13 protein-coding genes and 1 pseudogene are annotated in these 16,739 nt (G+C 73.1%); 5 read left to right on the forward strand and 9 right to left on the reverse strand.

The features are described from left to right. The coding region (locus SSQG_RS43510; RefSeq protein WP_039933327.1) for a type I polyketide synthase at window positions 1-4,148 on the reverse strand (4,148 nt) is incomplete at its 3' end. A gap of 296 nt (window positions 4,149-4,444) precedes the next feature. Here SSQG_RS43510 and SSQG_RS21535 point away from each other — a divergent pair. Then, the gene (locus SSQG_RS21535; RefSeq protein ID WP_039933328.1) at window positions 4,445-6,028 is read left to right on the forward strand and encodes an aspartate aminotransferase family protein; all 1,584 of its coding nucleotides are present in this window, start codon (window positions 4,445-4,447) and stop codon (window positions 6,026-6,028) included. A 78-nt stretch (window positions 6,029-6,106) separates the two neighbouring features. Here the strand turns inward: SSQG_RS21535 and SSQG_RS21540 are convergent, their stop codons facing one another. Beyond that, window positions 6,107-6,538: a PPOX class F420-dependent oxidoreductase gene (locus SSQG_RS21540; protein WP_003991948.1), complete on the reverse strand. Its 432-nt coding sequence runs from the start codon at window positions 6,536-6,538 to the stop codon at window positions 6,107-6,109. Window positions 6,539-6,685: 147 nt separating this feature from the next. Then, entirely contained in the window at window positions 6,686-7,561 is an 876-nt protein-coding gene (locus SSQG_RS21545; protein ID WP_003991949.1) for an AraC family transcriptional regulator, read from the reverse strand. A gap of 208 nt (window positions 7,562-7,769) precedes the next feature. Between SSQG_RS21545 and SSQG_RS21550 the strand changes: the two genes are divergently transcribed. Next, window positions 7,770-8,663: a glycosyltransferase family 2 protein gene (locus SSQG_RS21550; RefSeq protein ID WP_003991950.1), complete on the forward strand. Its 894-nt coding sequence runs from the start codon at window positions 7,770-7,772 to the stop codon at window positions 8,661-8,663. A gap of 383 nt (window positions 8,664-9,046) precedes the next feature. Continuing rightward, the gene (locus SSQG_RS21555; protein WP_003991951.1) at window positions 9,047-10,996 is read left to right on the forward strand and encodes an AfsR/SARP family transcriptional regulator; all 1,950 of its coding nucleotides are present in this window, start codon (window positions 9,047-9,049) and stop codon (window positions 10,994-10,996) included. Here the strand turns inward: SSQG_RS21555 and SSQG_RS21560 are convergent. Together SSQG_RS21560 and SSQG_RS21565 are read right to left on the reverse strand one after the other, a co-directional pair. Beyond that, window positions 10,997-12,690 (reverse strand): annotated as a pseudogene (locus SSQG_RS21560) (bifunctional 3'-5' exonuclease/DNA polymerase). 74 nt (window positions 12,691-12,764) lie between these two features. Then, window positions 12,765-13,508: a Clp protease N-terminal domain-containing protein gene (locus SSQG_RS21565; RefSeq protein WP_003991953.1), complete on the reverse strand. Its 744-nt coding sequence runs from the start codon at window positions 13,506-13,508 to the stop codon at window positions 12,765-12,767. A gap of 164 nt (window positions 13,509-13,672) precedes the next feature. On the opposite strand from SSQG_RS21565, the gene SSQG_RS21570 reads away from it, so the two are divergent. Continuing rightward, window positions 13,673-14,773: a DUF2786 domain-containing protein gene (locus SSQG_RS21570; RefSeq protein WP_039933330.1), complete on the forward strand. Its 1,101-nt coding sequence runs from the start codon at window positions 13,673-13,675 to the stop codon at window positions 14,771-14,773. A gap of 7 nt (window positions 14,774-14,780) precedes the next feature. Here the strand turns inward: SSQG_RS21570 and SSQG_RS21575 are convergent, their stop codons facing one another. Continuing rightward, complete coding sequence (locus SSQG_RS21575; RefSeq protein WP_039933332.1) at window positions 14,781-15,323, reverse strand: DUF4232 domain-containing protein; 543 nt, start codon at window positions 15,321-15,323, stop codon at window positions 14,781-14,783. 18 nt (window positions 15,324-15,341) lie between these two features. On the opposite strand from SSQG_RS21575, the gene SSQG_RS43515 reads away from it, so the two are divergent. Beyond that, complete coding sequence (locus SSQG_RS43515) at window positions 15,342-15,464, forward strand: hypothetical protein (RefSeq protein WP_276327087.1); 123 nt, start codon at window positions 15,342-15,344, stop codon at window positions 15,462-15,464. Here SSQG_RS43515 and SSQG_RS21580 read toward each other — a convergent pair. The 3 genes from SSQG_RS21580 to rpmB form a co-directional block, all read right to left on the reverse strand. After that, a complete protein-coding gene (locus tag SSQG_RS21580) occupies window positions 15,461-16,009 on the reverse strand; it encodes a hypothetical protein (RefSeq protein WP_039933334.1) in 549 nt (182 codons plus the stop codon). The genes SSQG_RS43515 and SSQG_RS21580 overlap by 4 nt on opposite strands. 172 nt (window positions 16,010-16,181) lie before the next feature. Next, window positions 16,182-16,487, reverse strand: a complete 306-nt coding sequence (rpsN, locus tag SSQG_RS21585) for a 30S ribosomal protein S14 (RefSeq protein ID WP_003991957.1) — start codon at window positions 16,485-16,487, stop codon at window positions 16,182-16,184. Beyond that, a complete protein-coding gene (gene rpmB / locus SSQG_RS21590; RefSeq protein WP_003991958.1) occupies window positions 16,487-16,723 on the reverse strand; it encodes a 50S ribosomal protein L28 in 237 nt (78 codons plus the stop codon). Before rpmB ends, rpsN begins: the two co-directional genes overlap by 1 nt. Window positions 16,724-16,739 lie beyond the last annotated feature (16 nt).

The following is a 16,739-nucleotide window of genomic DNA, read 5'->3' on the forward strand; positions in this document are numbered from 1 at the left end:
GCGGCCTGCGCGTGCCCGATGTTGGTCTTCAGCGAACCGAGCAGCACCGGCTCCCGGCCCTCCCGGTCCCGCCCGTACGTGGCGAGGACGGCCTCCGCCTCGATGGGGTCGCCCAGCGCGGTGCCCGTACCGTGCGCCTCCATGACGTCGATGTCGGCCGTGGTGAGCCCGGCGTCGGCGAGCGCCTGCCGGATCACCCGTTGCTGCGACAGCCCGTTCGGGGCGCTCAGCCCGTTGGACGCGCCGTCGGAGTTGACGGCCGAGCCCCGCACCACCGCGAGGACCCGGTGGCCGTTGCGGCGCGCGTCGGAGAGCCGCTCCACGACCAGCAGGCCCACGCCCTCCGCCCACGCGGTCCCGTCGGCCGCCGCCGCGAACGCCTTGCAGCGCGCGTCCGCCGCCAGCCCGTGCTGGCGCGAGAACTCCAGGAACATGCCGGGTGTCGACATGACCGTCACCCCGCCCGCGACGGCGAGACTCGACTCGCCCCGCCGCAGCGACTGCACCGCCAGATGCAGCGCGACCAGCGAGGACGAGCACGCCGTGTCCACGGTCACCGCGGGCCCCTCGAACCCGAACTGGTAGGCGATCCGCCCGGACATCACGCTCGCCGCGCCGCCGGTCAGCAGATGCCCCTCGACGCCCTCGGGCGCGTCGTGCATCCGGGGCCCGTAGTCCCCGGCCGTCGCGCCGACGAAGACCCCGGTACGGCTGCCGCGCAGCTCCCGCGGGACCAGTCCGGCCCGCTCCAGCGCCTCCCAGGCGGTCTCCAGCAGCAGCCGCTGCTGCGGGTCCATGGCATGCGCCTCGCGTGGGGAGATCCCGAAGAAGGACGCGTCGAACCGGCCCGCGTCGTGCAGGAACCCGCCCTCGCGGACGTAGCTCTTGCCGGACCGCTCGTGGTCCTGGTCGTAGAGGTCCTCGGCCCACCCTCGGTCGGTCGGGAACGCGGAGATCGCGTCGTCGCCCTCCGCCACCAGGTGCCACAGATCCTCGGGCGAGGCGACACCACCGGGGTACCGGCAGGCCATGCCCACGATCGCGATCGGCTCGTCGTACGCGACCTGTCCACCCGAGCCCGCACCGGCCCCGGCCACCGCCCCCGGCAGCACCGCACCGGTCCCGCCCGTGTCCGCCCCCGCCAGCTCGGCCGCGACGAACTCCGACAGGGCCCTGGGTGTCGGATGGTCGAACACCAGCCCCGTCGGCAGCCGCAGCCCGGTCGACGCGGCGAGGTTCTCGCGCAGCTCCACGGTCATCAGGGAGCTGAACCCGAGGTCCCGGAACGGCACGTCCATCTCGACGGCCCGCCCGGCGGCGTACCCCAGGACGGCGGCGACATGCGAGGTCACCAGCTCGACCGCCGACAGCTCACCCGCCGCCCCCGGCGTGCCGGCGCGCTGCGGCCGCGCGGCGGCGGGCAAGGCTCCGGGCCCGAGCGCGGGCACGGCGGACACACCGGCCGCGGCGCCCTCCGCGCGGCCCGGATCCGTCACCCAGTACCGCTCCCGCTGGAACGCGTACGTCGGCAGATCGATCCGGCGCCCCCCGGCCCCCTCGAACACGGCCTCCCAGTCCACCGCCGCACCGCGGACGAACGCCCGCGCCAGCGCCGTCCAGGCCGTCCGCTCCTCGGGCCGCCCCGGACGCAGCGCCGGTTCGGCGGCGACGGAGTCCTTGTCGAGCACGCTCTCGGCCACCATCGCCGAGCAGACGCCGTCGGGCCCCATCTCGAGGACGGTCCGTACGCCCTCCGCCTCCAGGGTCCGCGCGGCCCGCAGGAACCGCACCGGCCGGCGGACCTGCTCGACCCAGTACTCGGGGGAGGTCAGCAGCTCGGGCGCCGCGATCTCGCCCGTCACCGTGGAGACGACGGGGATACGGGGCTGATGGAGGGTCAGCCCGGTGACCACCCGCCGGAATGCGTCGAGCATCCCGTCCATGTGCGGCGAGTGGAAGGCGTGGCTCACCGTCAGCCGCTTGGTCTTGTGTCCCCGGTCCTTCAGAGCGGCGGCGATCTCCAGCACCGCGTCCGTGTCCCCGGAGAGCACGAGGGCCGCGGGGCCGTTGACGGCGGCGACCGCCACCTCGCCCTCCTGGCCCGCCAGCAGCGGCAGCACCTCGTCCTCGGCGGCCTGTACGGCGACCATGGCGCCCGCGGCGGGCAGTTCCTGCATCAGCCGGCCCCGGGCGGCGACCAGTGCGCAGGCGTCGGTGAGCGAGAGGACCCCGGCGACATGGGCGGCGGCGACCTCACCGATGGAGTGCCCGGCGAGGAGGTCGGGCCGTACGCCCCACGACGCGAACAGCCGGAACAGCGCGACCTCGACGGCGAACAGCGCGGGCTGGGTGTACCGGGTCTCGTCGAGTCCCTCGCCGGTGGGGACGACCTCGCGCAGCGGCCGCTCCAGCAGCGGGTCGAGATGGGCGCACACCGTGTCGAAGGCGGCCGCGAACACCGGGAAGGCGGCGCGGAGTTCGCTGCCCATCCCGATCCGCTGGGCGCCCTGCCCGGTGAAGACCATGGCGAGCCGGCCCGTCGCCTCGGCCCCCGCCACCACCCCGGCGGCGGGCAGCCCCGACGCCAACGCCCGGAGTCCGGCGACGAGTTCGTCCCGATCCGCGGCCAGTACGACACCACGGTGACCGAGCCGTGACCGGGTGAAGACCGAGGACCGTCCGACAGAGGCGGGCTCGGCGTCGCCGTGGGTCTCGACGAACTCGGCGAGCCGTCCGGCCTGGGCGCGCAGCGCCTGCGTACCCCGCGCGCTGACCACGACGGGCAGCACGGCGTCCGCAGGGCGGGTGCGCGGGGCGGTCAGGGGTTCCCGGGTACCGGGTGCCTCGCCCACGACCACATGGCAGTTGGTGCCGCCCATGCCGAAGGAGCTCACGCCGGCGACCAGCGGGCGCTCGGGGTGCGGCCACTCGCCCAGCCGGTCGTTGACCGACAGGTTGAGCGAGTCGAGCGGGATCTTCGGGTTGGGCGTACGGAAGTTGAGGCTCGGCGGGAGCATGCGGTGGCGGACGGACAGGACCGTCTTGATGAGCCCGGCGATGCCGGCGGCCCCTTCGAGGTGCCCGATGTTCGTCTTCACCGAGCCCACCCGCAGGGGGTCCCCGGCGGCCTTGAGCGCACTGACCGCCGCCCCGAGCGCGGCGGCCTCGATCGGGTCGCCGACCGGGGTTCCGGTGCCGTGCAGCTCGACGTACTGGACGGCGTCCGGCACGACCCCGGCCCGCCGATGGGCGAGCCGGACCACCTTCTCCTGCGCGGCGGCGCTGGGCACGGTGAGGCCGGGCGTGGCACCGTCGTTGTTGACCGCACTGCCGAGGATCACGCCGTGCACCCGGTCGCCGTCGGCCACGGCCCCGCCCGCAGCGGCTTGAGCACGACCATGCCGGCGCCCTCGCCGCGCACGTAGCCGTTGGCCCGGGCGTCGAAGGTGAAGCAGCGCCCGTCCGGGGAGAGCCCGCCGAACCGCTCGGCGCCCCACCACCCCTTCGGCGAGGAGGTTGAGGTTGACGCCCGCCGCGAGCGCCAGTTCCGCCTCTTCGGCGCGCAGGCTCTCGCACGCGAGGTGCACGGCGACCAGCGAGGACGACTGGGAGGTGTCGACGGTGAGGCTCGGTCCGTTCAGCCCGAGCGCGTACGAGACCCGGCCCGCGATGATGCCGCGGTGGGTGCCGGCGACGGTGTGCTGGGTGATGGCGGCGGAGCCCTGCCGATAGAGCAGGCTCGTGTAGTCCTCGCGGGCGGTGCCGACGAAGACGGCCGTGGGGCTGCCGTCGAGGCTCGCCGCGGCGATCCCCGCGTCCTCCAGCGCCTCCCAGGCGATCTCCAGCAGCAGCCGTTGCTGCGGGTCCATGACGACGGCCTCGCGGGGCGAGATCCCGAAGAAGGCGGCGTCGAACTCCTCGACGGCGTCCAGGAACCCGCCTCGGCGTATCTCGCTGTGGGCGTCCGCCGAGATCGGCTCCCACCGGTGCCCGGGCATCTGCGTGACGGCGTCCCGGCCCTCACGCAACAGCCTCCAGAACTCCTCGGGACCGGCGGCGCCGGGCAGCCGGCAGGACAGGCCGACGACGGCGATCGGTTCCCGCCGATCCAGTGGGTCGATTGCCGCGGAGTGTCGCTCACTCGTCATTTTCGCTCGGCTGCCCTTCCAATACTGGAAATCACCTCGGGTAACGACCATGCGCTCCCAGCGAGCGTATCCGGAGTTTTTTCGAGGCGATCCAAAATCCAGTCCCTGCCCGGTAACGTGCCGTTCGCTGCGTAATGAAAGCTCTGCGAGGACGGATCATTACCGGAGATGTTCCCGAGACTTATCGGAGAGCGGGAGGTTACTGGCTCATTACGGCAGAACCGGCAGGTGGGAGATGCAAATGTTAGGGTCTGTCGAAATCGGTCGGGCAGAAAGCAATCGGAGAGGAAAACCCGGTGGTCGAGAAACTCGAACTGGCGGAACCGCACCTTGCCGGATGGCTGTCCTCACTCGGACTCGGCGTCGAATACATCCGCTCCCAGGGAAACACCCTCTTCTACCGTGACGACCAGGGCGCGGAAATCCCCGTCCTCGACCTGGTGGGCGGCTACGGCTCGGCGATACTCGGGCACAACAACCCGGACATCGTGGCCTACGCCAAGTCCCTGCTCGACGAGGGGACCCCGATCCACGCCCAGTTCTCCCGGCACCCGTACGCCAACGACCTCGCCTGGAAGATCAACGGCATCATCCAGCGGGAGTTCGGCACCGACGAGCACTATGCGGCGGTCTTCGCCAACAGCGGCGCCGAGGCCGTCGAGGTGGCGGTCAAGCACGCCGAGCTCGACCGGGTGATGAAGGTGGCCGAGCTGACGGAGAGGATCGAGGCCCACCTCGACGAGGCCCGCGCGGCGGTACGATCCGGTGCCCGCATCGCCACCGACGGCGCCGTCGACCTCCTCGGACCCGACCTCGCGCCGGGGGACGCCGGCGACATCGACCGCCTGCTCGACGCGGTCCGGGCCGCCAACAGCGAGCGCCTGTCGGCCCGTCCGGTGTTCCTGGCCCCGGAGGGCTCCTTCCACGGCAAGCTGGTCGGCAGCGTCCAGCTCACCCACAACGTCGGCTACCGCAGCCCGTTCAGCGCCCTGGCGGCCCAGTGCCGCTTCGTGCCGCTCGACCAGCCGGACGCGCTGGAGAAGACCGTGGCGCAGGAGCGCAGGACGGTCCTGGACCTCACCGTCGAGGACGGCGTCGTCCGCCTGACCGAACGGGAGCTGCCCGTCATCTGCGCCTTCATCCTCGAACCCATACAGGGCGAGGCCGGCATCCGGGTCCTCGACCGGGCCGCCGTACGCCGGGTCCAGGAGGTCCTCGCCACGATCGACTGCCCGATCATCGTGGACGAGGTGCAGAGTGGCATGGGCCGCTCCGGCGCGTTCTTCGCCAGCTCCCACCTCGGCCTCCAGGGCGACTACTACACCCTCGCCAAGAGCCTCGGCGGCGGCGTCGCCAAGGCCGCGCTCACCCTGATCCGCGGCTCCCGCTACCGCACCGACTTCGAACTCGTCCACAGCTCCACCTACGCCAAGGACAGCTTCTCCACCCTCATCGCCGGCCGCACCGTGGACCTGCTGGAGGCCGACGACGGCAGGGCGTACCGGCTGGCCGCCGAGCGCGGCGACCGACTCCTGGCGATGCTCGGCCGGTTGCGGGAGGAGTTCGGCGACATCGTCAAGGACGTCCGAGGCAGGGGCCTGATGATCGGCCTGGACTTCCACGACCAGTCCGAGTCCACCTCGGAGATCATCCGCGACCAGGCGCAGGCCGGCCTCCTCGGCTATCTCTTCGCCGGTTACCTGCTGCGCGTCCACGCGATCCGCATCTTCCCCACCGCGAGCGCCACGAACACCCTGCGCATCGAACCGTCCGTGTACCTCACGGACGACGAGATCGCCCGGGCGGACAAGGGTCTGCGCGACCTGATCGAGGTCCTGCGGAAGCAGGACGGCGAGACGCTGCTGCACGCGCACGCCTGAGCGGCGACGGAGCGCACGGACACGGGAAAGCGGACAAGGCCGAACGGGAACGGCGGGGGTGTTCCCGCGCCCATCCCGTCAGCTGATGTCGGCCCCGTAGACGTGGTCGACCGTCATCGTGATGAGCACCCGGCGGTCGGAGACCATCACCGCCCGGTACTCCTCCCAGTCCGGGTGCTCCCCGGCGGCGACCCGGTAGTAGTTCACCAGCGCGTCCACCTCGGGACCGTGGGGGTCGGTGCCCGGCCCGGTGAGTGTGGCGATGCCCTCGGCGGTGGCCCACGACATGCCGTCGGGGCTGGTCACCTCCAGCGTGGCCCGGGCGTCCCGCCGCAGGTTCGCCACCTTGGCCGCGCCCGCACTGGTGGACACATGGATCACGTTCGCCGACTCGTCGTAGAACGGCTGGACGGGGGAGAGCTGGGGTCGCCCGTCCGCCTTGATGGTCGCGAGCACACCGATCTGGCTCTTCGCGAGCAGCGCATGGGGGTTGAAAGATGTAGCGGTCATGCCCCGTTGATCAACCTTTCGTATCGCCTTGTGGTCGAGCAGCTTTCTGCCGCCTTTTCTTCGGCCTTACATCACAGGCGGAACCCGTGTACCTCCACGGCATGACCAGCATTCTGCGGAGAACCGGTGGGCGTTCTTTTCGCGTTCTCAGCGGGAGGACTCCCGCTCCACCGGCAGCCACAGTTCCGCGTCCGCCTCGGAGCCGTCGGCCGACAGCTCCGTCCGCAGGATCTCCGGGCCGGGGCGGCTGCGGTACGGGTTCGACGGGAACCACTCGGTGAAGACGTCCCGCCAGAGCTCCTGGACGGCTTGGGGAGCCGGGCCGGAGGTGGTGAAGACCGCCCAGGTGCCGGGTGGGACCGGGAGGGCCGTGGTGCCTTCGGGCGCGGGGACGGGCGAAGAGGTGATCACGCCCTGGTAGTAGTCGAGTTGCGTGCCCTGCGCCCGGCTCGGGTCCAGGTCGTCGCAGACCGCGACGATGCCGTGCGGCTCCTGGTCGGACAGTTTCCCCAGCCGCTCCAGGGCCTGTTTGTCGAGCCCGCGGACGAAGTCGATGATCGCCTGGTTCGGGCCGGAGTGGATCAGTGGGACCCGGGCCTTGAAGCCCGTGACGGTGAAGGACGGGCGGTCCACCACTCGGTAATGCATGCTGCTGCTCCCCTCGATGGTCAGGCGGAAGGTCAGCCGGGGCTGGGAGACGAGCGCGGCGCCGGTGCGCCGGGCCTCGCCCGGGCCCACGCCGTGCATCGCGCGGAACGCCCGGGCGAACGCCTCGCCCGAGCCGTAGCCGTAGCGCACCGCGATCTCCAGCAGCGTCTCGTCCCCCGCGAGCACCTCGGCGCCCGCCACCGTCAACCGCCGGCGGCGGATGTACTCCGACAGGGGCATGCCTGCCAGTGCGGAGAACATGCGGCGCAGGTGGTACTCCGAGGTGCACGCCGTACGCGCCAGGTCCGCCGCGTCGACGGTCCGGTCGAGACGGCTCTCGATGTGCGCCATGGCCTGGTTGAGCCGATCCAGCACGTCCGGCCTTCCTTCCTTCTCGTGCCTTCACGCTAGGCAGCGGGCGCCCTCCCGCACCCGACATCCTGTGCCCGGTCCGGTCGGGTGCCGCCTCGGCCGAACGGCGTAGGCGAACCGCCGTCCGCCAGGAGTACTTAAGGGGTCCTTACCGTGAACGGATAGCATCGCCCGTCAACCCGTCAGTTGCCGACCGGGACGAGGTGAGGACATGGGGGCGCCCAGGATCGCCGTCGCCGTGGTGACCATGGGCAACCGGCCGGAGGAGGTCGACGCCCTGCTGCGGTCCGTGGCGAAGCAGGATGTGGCGCCCGAGCGGATCGTGATCGTCGGCAACGGCTGCCCGCTGCCCGAGTTCGCCGAGCGGCTCTCCCTGCCCGGCGAGGTCACCCCGGTCGAGCTCGACGAGAACCTGGGGTGCCCTGGTGGGCGCAACGCGGCCCTCGCGCGGCTGCGGGAGTTCGGCGACATCGACGTCGTCGTCGATCTGGACGACGACGGTCTGCTCGTGGACGCCGACGTGCTGCGCCGTGTGCGCGAGCTGTACACCGCCGACGACCGGCTCGGCATCGTCGGGTTCCGCATCGCCGACGAGCTCGGCGAGACGCAGCAGCGGCACGTGCCCCGGCTCGGCAAGTCGGACCCGCGGCGGGGCGGGTACGTCACCGGGTTCCTCGGCGGCGCGCACGCGCTGCGGATGGCGATGCTCGACGAGGTCGGCGACTGGCCCGCCGAGTTCTTCTTCGCGCACGAGGAGACCGACCTCGCGTGGCGCGCCGCGGATGCCGGGTGGCGCATCCTGTACGCGCCCGAACTGCTGCTCCAGCACCCCAAGACCTCGCCCGCCCGGCACGCCATCTACTACCGCGTGAACGCCCGCAACCGGGTCTGGCTCGCACGCCGCCGGCTGCCCCTCGCGCTCGTGCCCGTCCACCTCGGCGTGTGGGTGCTGCTCACCCTCCTGCGGAACCGGTCGGGCGCCGGACTGCGGGCGTGGTTCGGCGGGTTCGTGGAAGGCGTGCGGGAGTCGGCCGGGGAGCGTCGGCCCATGCGCTGGCGTACGGTCTGGCGGCTCACCCGGCTGGGGCGCCCACCGGTCATCTGAGGCCGATCGGCCGATGGCGCGGAGGCAGATCGGCCGATACGGCGGGGGAGGAAAGCGGGCCCCGGTCGTTCACCTCTGCCGACCGGGACCCGGACCCGGCCGCGGCGGCGACACTCCCCCGAGTTGCGCGTTCAGACGCGCGCACCCCCGGGCCAGATCCGATGCAGTGATCACACCAGGCATTGCCAACGGATCGCTAACATATGGCCAATGGTTCGCCGTTGCGTCATCTGCCGATTGGCCTGAAGTCGCTGAACCAGGATCGAAGAAGGCCAGGCAGCGGGCTTGCTCCGGAGTGAACGGACGAAGGCCGGGGTGGCGGAAAACCGCTGCCCAAGGGTGGAAACTCGTCAAGGGCGGAGGAGCCGGAAGGCAGGGGGGCGATGGTGCGGTTCGGGCTGCTGGGGCCGCCGGTGTTGTACCGCGACGCCGCGGGCGGGGGCGGGAGGGAAGCCCGGGGCATCGTGAGCCCCAAGTCCCGTGTCCTGCTGACCGCGTTGCTGCTCGACGCCGGGCGGGTCGTGTCCGTCGAGTCACTCAAGGACGCGCTGTGGGGCGAGGACCCACCGGTTTCCGCCCAGGCCTCGCTGCACAATCACGTGGCCCGGCTGCGGCGGCTGCTCGACGATCCCGAACGGCTGCGGACCGTACCGACCGGGTATGTGCTGCGGGTCGACGAGGGCGAGCTGGACGTCCATGTGTTCGACACCCATGTCACCGCCGCGCGTGCCGCGCACACCGGCCAGGACTGGGAGCGGGTCGTGCGCGAGTGTGCGGCCGCACTCGCGCTGTGGCGGGACGTGCCGCTCGCCGGGCTGCCGGCCGAGGTGGGCGGGTACGCCTTCGCCCGGCGGCTGCGCGAGGCACGGCTGCTGCTCCTGGAGTGGCGCCACGACGCCGAGTTGGCGCTCGGCGGTCCACGGCTCCAGGAGCTCGTCGCGGAACTGGCGGCGCTGACCGCCGAGTATCCGCTGCGGGAGGTGTACCACCGCCAGCTCATGCTCGCCCTGCACCGCACCGGCCGCCAGGCCGAGGCCCTGGCCGTCCACCACGGCCTGCGCACCCGCCTCGTCGACCGGCTCGGCATCGAGCCCGGGCCGAGCGTGCGGGCGGCGCACGCCGAGGTGCTGCGGGGGGCCGTGACGTCGCCGACCCCGCCCGCCCAGTTGCCCCCGCCCCCCGCCCACTTCACCGGCCGCACCCTCGTACGCGCCTCCCTGCGCCACACCCTCACCGCACCCGGCCCGCGCCCCACGACCGTCATCAGCGGCATGGCCGGTGTGGGCAAGAGCGCCCTCGCGCTGCACCTCGCTCATGAGGTGGCGGAACGTTTCCCCGATGGGCAGCTCCACCTCGGCCTGCACGGTGCCACCCCGGGCATGACCCCGCTCACCCCCGGCCAGGCGCTCACCGCCCTGCTGCACGACCTCGGCGTGGAATCCTGCCGTGTCCCCGCACTCCCGGACGCGGCGTCCGCCTTGCTGCGCTCCCTGCTCGCGCCGACGCGCACGCTCCTGGTGCTGGACGACGCCGTGAGCGCCGCACAGGTCCGGCCGTTGCTTCCGGGCGGCGCCGGGTGCGCGGTGATCGTCACCAGCCGATCGCCGCTCACCACCCTCGACGGCGTCGCCCGCTTCCCGCTCGCCCCGCTGTCGCAGGAAGAGGGCGCCGACCTGCTGCGAGCGGCCTCAGGTCGCGACGGCCTGGACGGTTCGCAGGCCGCGCGTGCCCTCGTCGAACTCACCGGCCGCCTCCCCCTCGCCCTGCGCGTCGTCGCCGCGCGGCTCGCCGCACGGCCCGCCCTCACGCCCGAGAAGCTCGCCGGCCAACTGGCCGAGCGGGAAGGGCGCTTGCGGCATCTGGAGTACGACGACCTGAGCGTGCGCCGCTCGCTGGCGGTCGCGCACCGCGCGCTCGCCGGCTCCGAGCGCCAGACCGACCGGGACGCCGCCCTCATCCTGCGCCGTATCGGTGCCGTCGATCTGCCCGAGTACGGCGTACCCCTGCTCGCCCGCCTCACCGGCACCGGCGAACGCCGTACCGAGGCCGCGCTGGACCGCCTGGTCGACGTGGCGCTGCTCCAGGAGCCGGCGTACGGCCGCTACGCACCGCACGACCTCGTACGCGACTTCGCCCGCGAACTCGCCACGGGGCGGGACGCGGACAGTACTGGTCCCGCGACCGGCACCGTCATGTCCCCGGCCGGCCCGCACCAGGCCGTGCCCGACCGGCCTCCCCTCCTTCACCCGGCCGGTCCGCCCGCCCTCCCACACCCGGCCGATCCCGCTCCCCTCCATCACCCGGCGGATGACCTGGTCCGCGCCGCCGAGTGATCACTTGGCGTCCGCGTAGCACTCCACCACCGCCGTCGTGAACGGGAACCGCACCGGCGTCTCCCCGAAGGTGAGCCGTCCGGCCAGGGCCGCCGCCTCACGGATCGCCGTCACGACCGCCGCCGTCTCCTCCTCGGGGCAGTGCACGATCACCTCGTCGTGCTGGAAGAAGACCAGCTCGGCCGAGAGCTCCGCGCAGGTCTTCCGCAGCGCGGCGAGCAGGAGCAGCGCCCAGTCGGCGGCGCTGCCCTGGACGACGAAGTTGCGGGCGAAGCGGCCCCGCGCGCGGGCGTTGGTGGAGGCGTAACCGGGCACCCACTGCTGTGCGTCCCGCTGTGTGTCGTCCTCCGAGAGCGGGATGCCCGCCTCCTCCGCGGCCTCGTCCGTCGCCCGGGCCGCGGGGGGACAGGTGCGCCCCAGCCAGGTCCGCACCAACCGCCCCTCCTCGCCGGCGCGGGCCGCCTCGTCGACGTACGCCACCGCCCTCGGGAAGCGGCGTCTGAGCGCGGCGAGGTTCTTCAGTCCGTCGCCGGAGGTCTGGCCGTAGACCGCGCCGAGCACGGCGAGTTTGGCCTGGGCGCGGTCGCCGGAGAAGGCACGGTCGGAGACCGACTGGTACAGGTCGCTCTCCCGGCCGGCCACCTCCATCAGGCCGGGGTCGCGGGAGATCGCGGCGAGCACGCGCGGCTCCATCTGGTCGGCGTCGGCGACGACGAGCCGCCAGCCGGGGTCGGCGACGACGGCCCGCCGGATCACCTTGGGGATCTGGAGCCCGCCCCCGCCGTTGGTCACCCAGCGCCCGGTCACCGTGCCGCCCGCGAGGAACTCGGGCCGGAACCGCCCCTCGCGCACCCAGTCCTGCAGCCAGGACCAGCCGTGGGCGACCCAGATGCGGTACAGCTTCTTGTACTCGAGCAGCGGTTTCACCGCCGGGTGGTCGACCGACTCGATCTCCCACTTACGGGTCGAGGAGACCTTGATGCCGGCCTGCGCGAAGGCCTTGACCACGTCGGCGGGCAGGTCGGGGCGGACCCGGCGGCCGAACGCGGTGGACACCTCGTCGGCCAGTTCGGCCAGGCGGCGTGGCTCGCCGCCCCCCGCGTACCGCTCGCCCAGCAGGTCGTGCAGCACCGCGCGGTGCACCTCGGCGCGCCAGGGCAGCCCTGACCGGTTCATCTCGGCGGCCACCAGCATGCCCGCCGACTCGGCGGCCGTCAGCAGGCGCATCCGGTCGGGGTGTCCGGCCCGCTCGTGCCGGCGCTGCTGCTCGGCGTAGACGGCGAGGAGGTCCGCCAAGGGCAGGTGGACGCCCTGGGGTTCGAACAGGGAGGACTGCGAGCCCGGTTCGGCGGACCGCTGCGGCGGATCGGGCGGTACGGGGCCGCCGCGCAGCCGGGCCAGGGCGGCCGCGGCCGAGCGGGGTTCCCCGTACCGCCCCTCGTGCCCGAGGAGGAGCGTCTCGGCGGGCCTCGATGTCGTAGCACCGCTCGACTCGCACCCCCGTGGCGAGCAGGGCGGGGGTAGACCTCGGCGGTGGACCGCCACACCCACCGCGTGACCCCGGGCCGGCTCCGCACGGCCTCGGCGGGGTCCGTCTCCCGCGTCACCGGCCCTGCGGGCACCCCGTCCGGACCGAGGGGGGCGACGTCCACGCCACCGTCCTCGGCCGGAGCGAGCGCCCACCGGTCGGCCATGCCGCGAGTGTGGCAGGAGGGTCTGACAACGAGGAGGGTCTGACAACGCCCCTCGCCGCCGCCCACCCGGGCGGTCAGGACTCGTCCAGCACGTCCTTCTGGGCCTCCGCGATCTTCTCCAGCACCCGGGCGAGGTACTGCTCGGTCCGCTCCTTGCCGATGCCGAGGCCGCTGAGGACGCCCTCGCCGTTCTCGTGCTCCAGCAGGGCGAGCAGGATGTGCTCGGTGCCGATGTAGTTGTGGCCGAGGCGCAGGGCCTCGCGGAAGGTGAGTTCCAGGACCTTCTTGGCGGCCTGGCCGTAGGGCACGAGCTCCGGGGCCTCGTCGACGGCCGGCGGGAGCGCCGCCGTCGCCGCCTCGCGGACGCTGTCGAGGGAGACGCCCTGCTCGACGATCGCCTTCGCGGCGAGGCCCTCGGGTTCGGCCAGCAGTCCGAGGACGAGATGCTCGGGCAGGCCCTCGGCGTTGTGCGCGGCCTTGGCGGCGTTGTGCGAGGCCATCACCGTGTTGCGGGCGCGGGGCGTGTAGCGGTTGAAGCCCTGGCTCGGGTCGAGGTCGGCCGACTCCTTGGGCACGAAGCGCTTCTGCGCCGCCTGCCGGGTGACCCCCATGCTCTTGCCGATGTCCGTCCAGGAGGCGCCGGAACGCCGGGCCTGGTCCACGAAGTGGCCGATGAGGTGGTCGGCCACCTCGCCGAGGTGGTCGGCGGCGATCACCGCGTCCTGGAGCTGCTCGAGGGGTTCCTGGTGAACCTTCTTGATCGCCGCGATCAGGTCGTCGAGGCGTACGGATGACGTGATGTTGGGGTTCGTCGTCATGGTGTCAACCGTAGGTTGCCCCCCTCAGGGTGTCAACCGCGAGTTGACACTCTGCGGCTACTTCGGCGAGGTCGCCACGTAGGAGGTCACCCGGTACGGGGTGGGCGGGGGCACCGGGCCGACGCGACGCGGGCCCCGGGGCGGTGGCGTGGCACCATCGGCCCGTGAGTACCTCCAGCACCGTCGACCGCGCGTTCGAGGCAGCCCTGTACGAGACCGGCGAGAGGGCCCTCGACGCCGGCGCGTCCCTGCTCGCCGCCGATCCCGCGGCGGACGCTGAACTCGCACGCCGCGGGGAGGAGTTCGTGGCAGGCGCCTGGCGGCGTGGCTGGCAGCCGGCCGATGTCGTGCGGATCGTCCGGCGCGAGCTGGACGACGTCCACGTACGCCTTACGGCGGAGCTGATCCGCGCGCAGTCCGGGCGCGACCGGCCCCGAGGCCGCCGCTGGAGCGCACAGCTCGACGAGCTCCCCGCCGACGCCCCGTCCCGCACCGACCGCTTCTCGCACGCCACCGCCGTGCTGGAGCTGTACCGCCTGCTGCTGCGCCTGCCCGCGATCGAGGCCCTCGACGAGTCGCCCGGGGGGCCGAGGACCGAGTCCCGCATGCTCACCCGCATCCGCGCGCTGCTCGCCAAGGCGGAGGCCACCGGGTTCCCGGAGGAGGCCGAGGCGCTCAGTGCCAAGGCGCAGGAGCTGATGGCCCGGCACAGCGTCGACGAGGCGCTGCTCGCGTCCCGCGCGCCCTCGCCCGACACGCCCGGCGCCTGCCGGATCGGTGTCGAACCGCCGTACGAGCAGGCCAAGGCGGTGCTGCTGGACGCCGTCGCCACCGCCAACCACTGCCGGGCGGTGTGGAACGAGCCCCTCGGCTTCTCCACCGTCGTCGGCTTCGAGACGGACCTTGAGGTGGTCGAACTCCTCCACACCTCGCTCCTCGTGCAGGCCACGACGGCCATGACGAAGGCGGAGGCCGCGCAGCGCGCCGGCGGCCGGGGGCGCACCAAGACGTTCCGGCAGTCCTTCCTCGCCGCCTACGCCCACCGCATCGGCACGCGCCTGGCCGAAGCCGCCGAGAGCCAGGTTTCCGACGACCTGCTGCCGGTGCTCGCCTCCCGCGACGTCGCCGTCACCGGCCGGCTGGACCGGATGTTCCCGGAGACGACCACCACCCGTCTGCGCGGCGTGCGCGACGCGGCGGGCTGGAGTGAGGGCGCGCAGGCGGCGGACCGGGCCCAGGTCGGGCACCGGCCGCCGCTGCGTTGACGTCCCGTCAGTCGCCGGAGGACTCGAAGCCGCTCACCGAGGCCTGTGCCGCGCCGCCGGCCCCGTCCCTCCGGGCGACCTCGCCGTACGACCACGTCAGGGTGTGCGCGTCCGTGGTGGCGCCGGGCAGGGTGAAGGACGCCTTCCGCACGGGGAGGCTCTTCGGGGAGCCCGCCTCACCCCGGACGTAGGTGATGGTGAAGGACGTGGTGCCGCCCTTGCCGAGCGTGAGCGACTGGGCTTTCGCGCCCTCGTCCGGGGACACGGATGTCGTGCTGTCGTCGGCCAGCAGGTCCACGCCGGGGAAGCCCTTCAGCGTGCACTGCGCGCCCTTGTTGGTGAGCGTCACGGTGACGGTGCCGGTGTCGCCGGCGGCCGGCGCGGCGCCGGCCGCGACCTCCACGCCCATGTCGCCGATCGCGCACGCCGAGCCGGCCGGCCGGCCCGCGGTCTTGGCGTCGCCGTCGGCGGACTTGCCGTCGTCGCAGGCGGTCATCAGGAGCGTCGCGGCGAGGGCGGCGGCCAGGGTGAGGGGAGAAAGGGTGCGCATGGGGACCTCTGGTGCGTGATGGCGAAGAGCGGTTCCGACGTGTGGATCATCTCCGACGCGAGGGCCCTCACGCACCCGGGCATGCCGAGGGGCCGTGCCCGTGAGGCCGCCCTCGTGAGCGGCCTCGACGGCATGGACTAGCCGAGGCCGCCCGTCGGCAGCCCGGTCGGCAGCTTGCCGCCCTCGGCCTTGGTGTACGTCTCCTCGCCCCGGCCGCCCTCCCAGGTGACCTTCAGGGTGCTCCCGGTCACCGAGTCGACCATCCCGGTCGTCCGGTCCTTGCTGCCGTCCGTGCACTTCAGGCGGATCATCTGCATCCCGGACTGCTCGCCCGCGGTGCCTGTGCAGACGCTGCCGCCGGTGGCGAAGAGCGCGGCCTGCTTGCCGGTGACCACCAGGGCCACGGCCTTGCCACCGGTCGTCGCGAGCCAGCTGCCGGCGAGCTTGCCGGCGGCCGATCCGTCAGAGCCGGAGCCTGAGCCGGAGTCGGCCGAGCCGCCGCCGGTTCCGGCGGACGACGCGGACGACGCGGCCGAGGGGGACGGGCCGGACGCCGCGTCGTCCCCGGAGCCGCCGTCGCCGCTGCACGCGGTCAGCGCGAGTGCGCCCGCGAGGCCGGCGGCCGCCGCCGCGACCCGCAGCCGCCGACGGGGTCCCGGGCGGCGCGAGAAGATCACCGAAGTCACTGCAAGCCCCCAAAGCTGTAGCCGTCCGACCGGGCCCGGACCGGCCCCGCCGACCCTTACCGGAACGATCGCAGCAAGCTACCAGGACCGGTCAAGAGCCCCCGGGGCGAGGTCCCCGGGGGCCCCGACCGGGGCGGCAGCTCAGCGGGGCCGGCCGATCAGCCCCGGCCTCTCACCAGGACGCCTTCCGCACCCCGGGCAGATACCCCGCGTGCGCCTGCCCCCGCAGACTCACCCGGGACAGTCCGAACGCCCGGAAGTAACCGCGCGGCCGGCCGTCCACCTGGTCCCGGTTGCGTACCCGTGTGGCGCTCGCGTCGCGCGGCTGCCCGCGCAGCTCCGCCTGGGCGGCGAGCCGCTCCGCCTCCGTCGAGGACGGCCGCCGGACGATCTCCTTCAGCTCGGCCCGCCGGGCGGCGTACCGGGCGACGGTCTCCTGCCGCTTCTCGTTCTTCGCGATCTTGCTCTTCTTGGCCATCAGACCCTCACTCCCCGGGCGCGGATCCGGGCGACGGCCGCCTCGACCCCGATCGCGTCGACCGTCCTGATCCCCCTGACGCTCAGCCGGAGGCGTACGCAACGGCCCTCGCTCGGCAGCCAGTAGCGCTTGGACTGGATGTTGGGGTCGAACCTGCGGGACGTGCGCCGGTGGGAGTGGGAGACGCGGTTGCCGAAGCCCGGCCGGGCGCCGGTCAGCATGCAGTGCGCGGACATGGGTGGTGACGTACCT

The organism is Streptomyces viridochromogenes DSM 40736 (assembly GCF_000158955.1).
Classification (GTDB): domain Bacteria; phylum Actinomycetota; class Actinomycetes; order Streptomycetales; family Streptomycetaceae; genus Streptomyces; species Streptomyces venetus.

Excerpts from the sequence above, each read along its gene's own strand:
- SSQG_RS43515 (WP_276327087.1), top strand. The coding sequence starts at position 15,342 with ATGGCGAAGAGCGGTTCCGACGTGTGGATCATCTCCGACGCGAGGGCC.
- rpmB (WP_003991958.1), bottom strand. The coding sequence starts at position 16,723 with ATGTCCGCGCACTGCATGCTGACCGGCGCCCGGCCGGGCTTCGGCAAC.
- SSQG_RS21540 (WP_003991948.1), bottom strand. The coding sequence starts at position 6,538 with ATGACCGCTACATCTTTCAACCCCCATGCGCTGCTCGCGAAGAGCCAG.
- SSQG_RS21550 (WP_003991950.1), top strand. The coding sequence starts at position 7,770 with ATGGGGGCGCCCAGGATCGCCGTCGCCGTGGTGACCATGGGCAACCGG.
- SSQG_RS21565 (WP_003991953.1), bottom strand. The coding sequence starts at position 13,508 with ATGACGACGAACCCCAACATCACGTCATCCGTACGCCTCGACGACCTG.
- rpsN (WP_003991957.1), bottom strand. The coding sequence starts at position 16,487 with ATGGCCAAGAAGAGCAAGATCGCGAAGAACGAGAAGCGGCAGGAGACC.
- SSQG_RS21575 (WP_039933332.1), bottom strand. The coding sequence starts at position 15,323 with ATGCGCACCCTTTCTCCCCTCACCCTGGCCGCCGCCCTCGCCGCGACG.
- SSQG_RS21555 (WP_003991951.1), top strand. The coding sequence starts at position 9,047 with ATGGTGCGGTTCGGGCTGCTGGGGCCGCCGGTGTTGTACCGCGACGCC.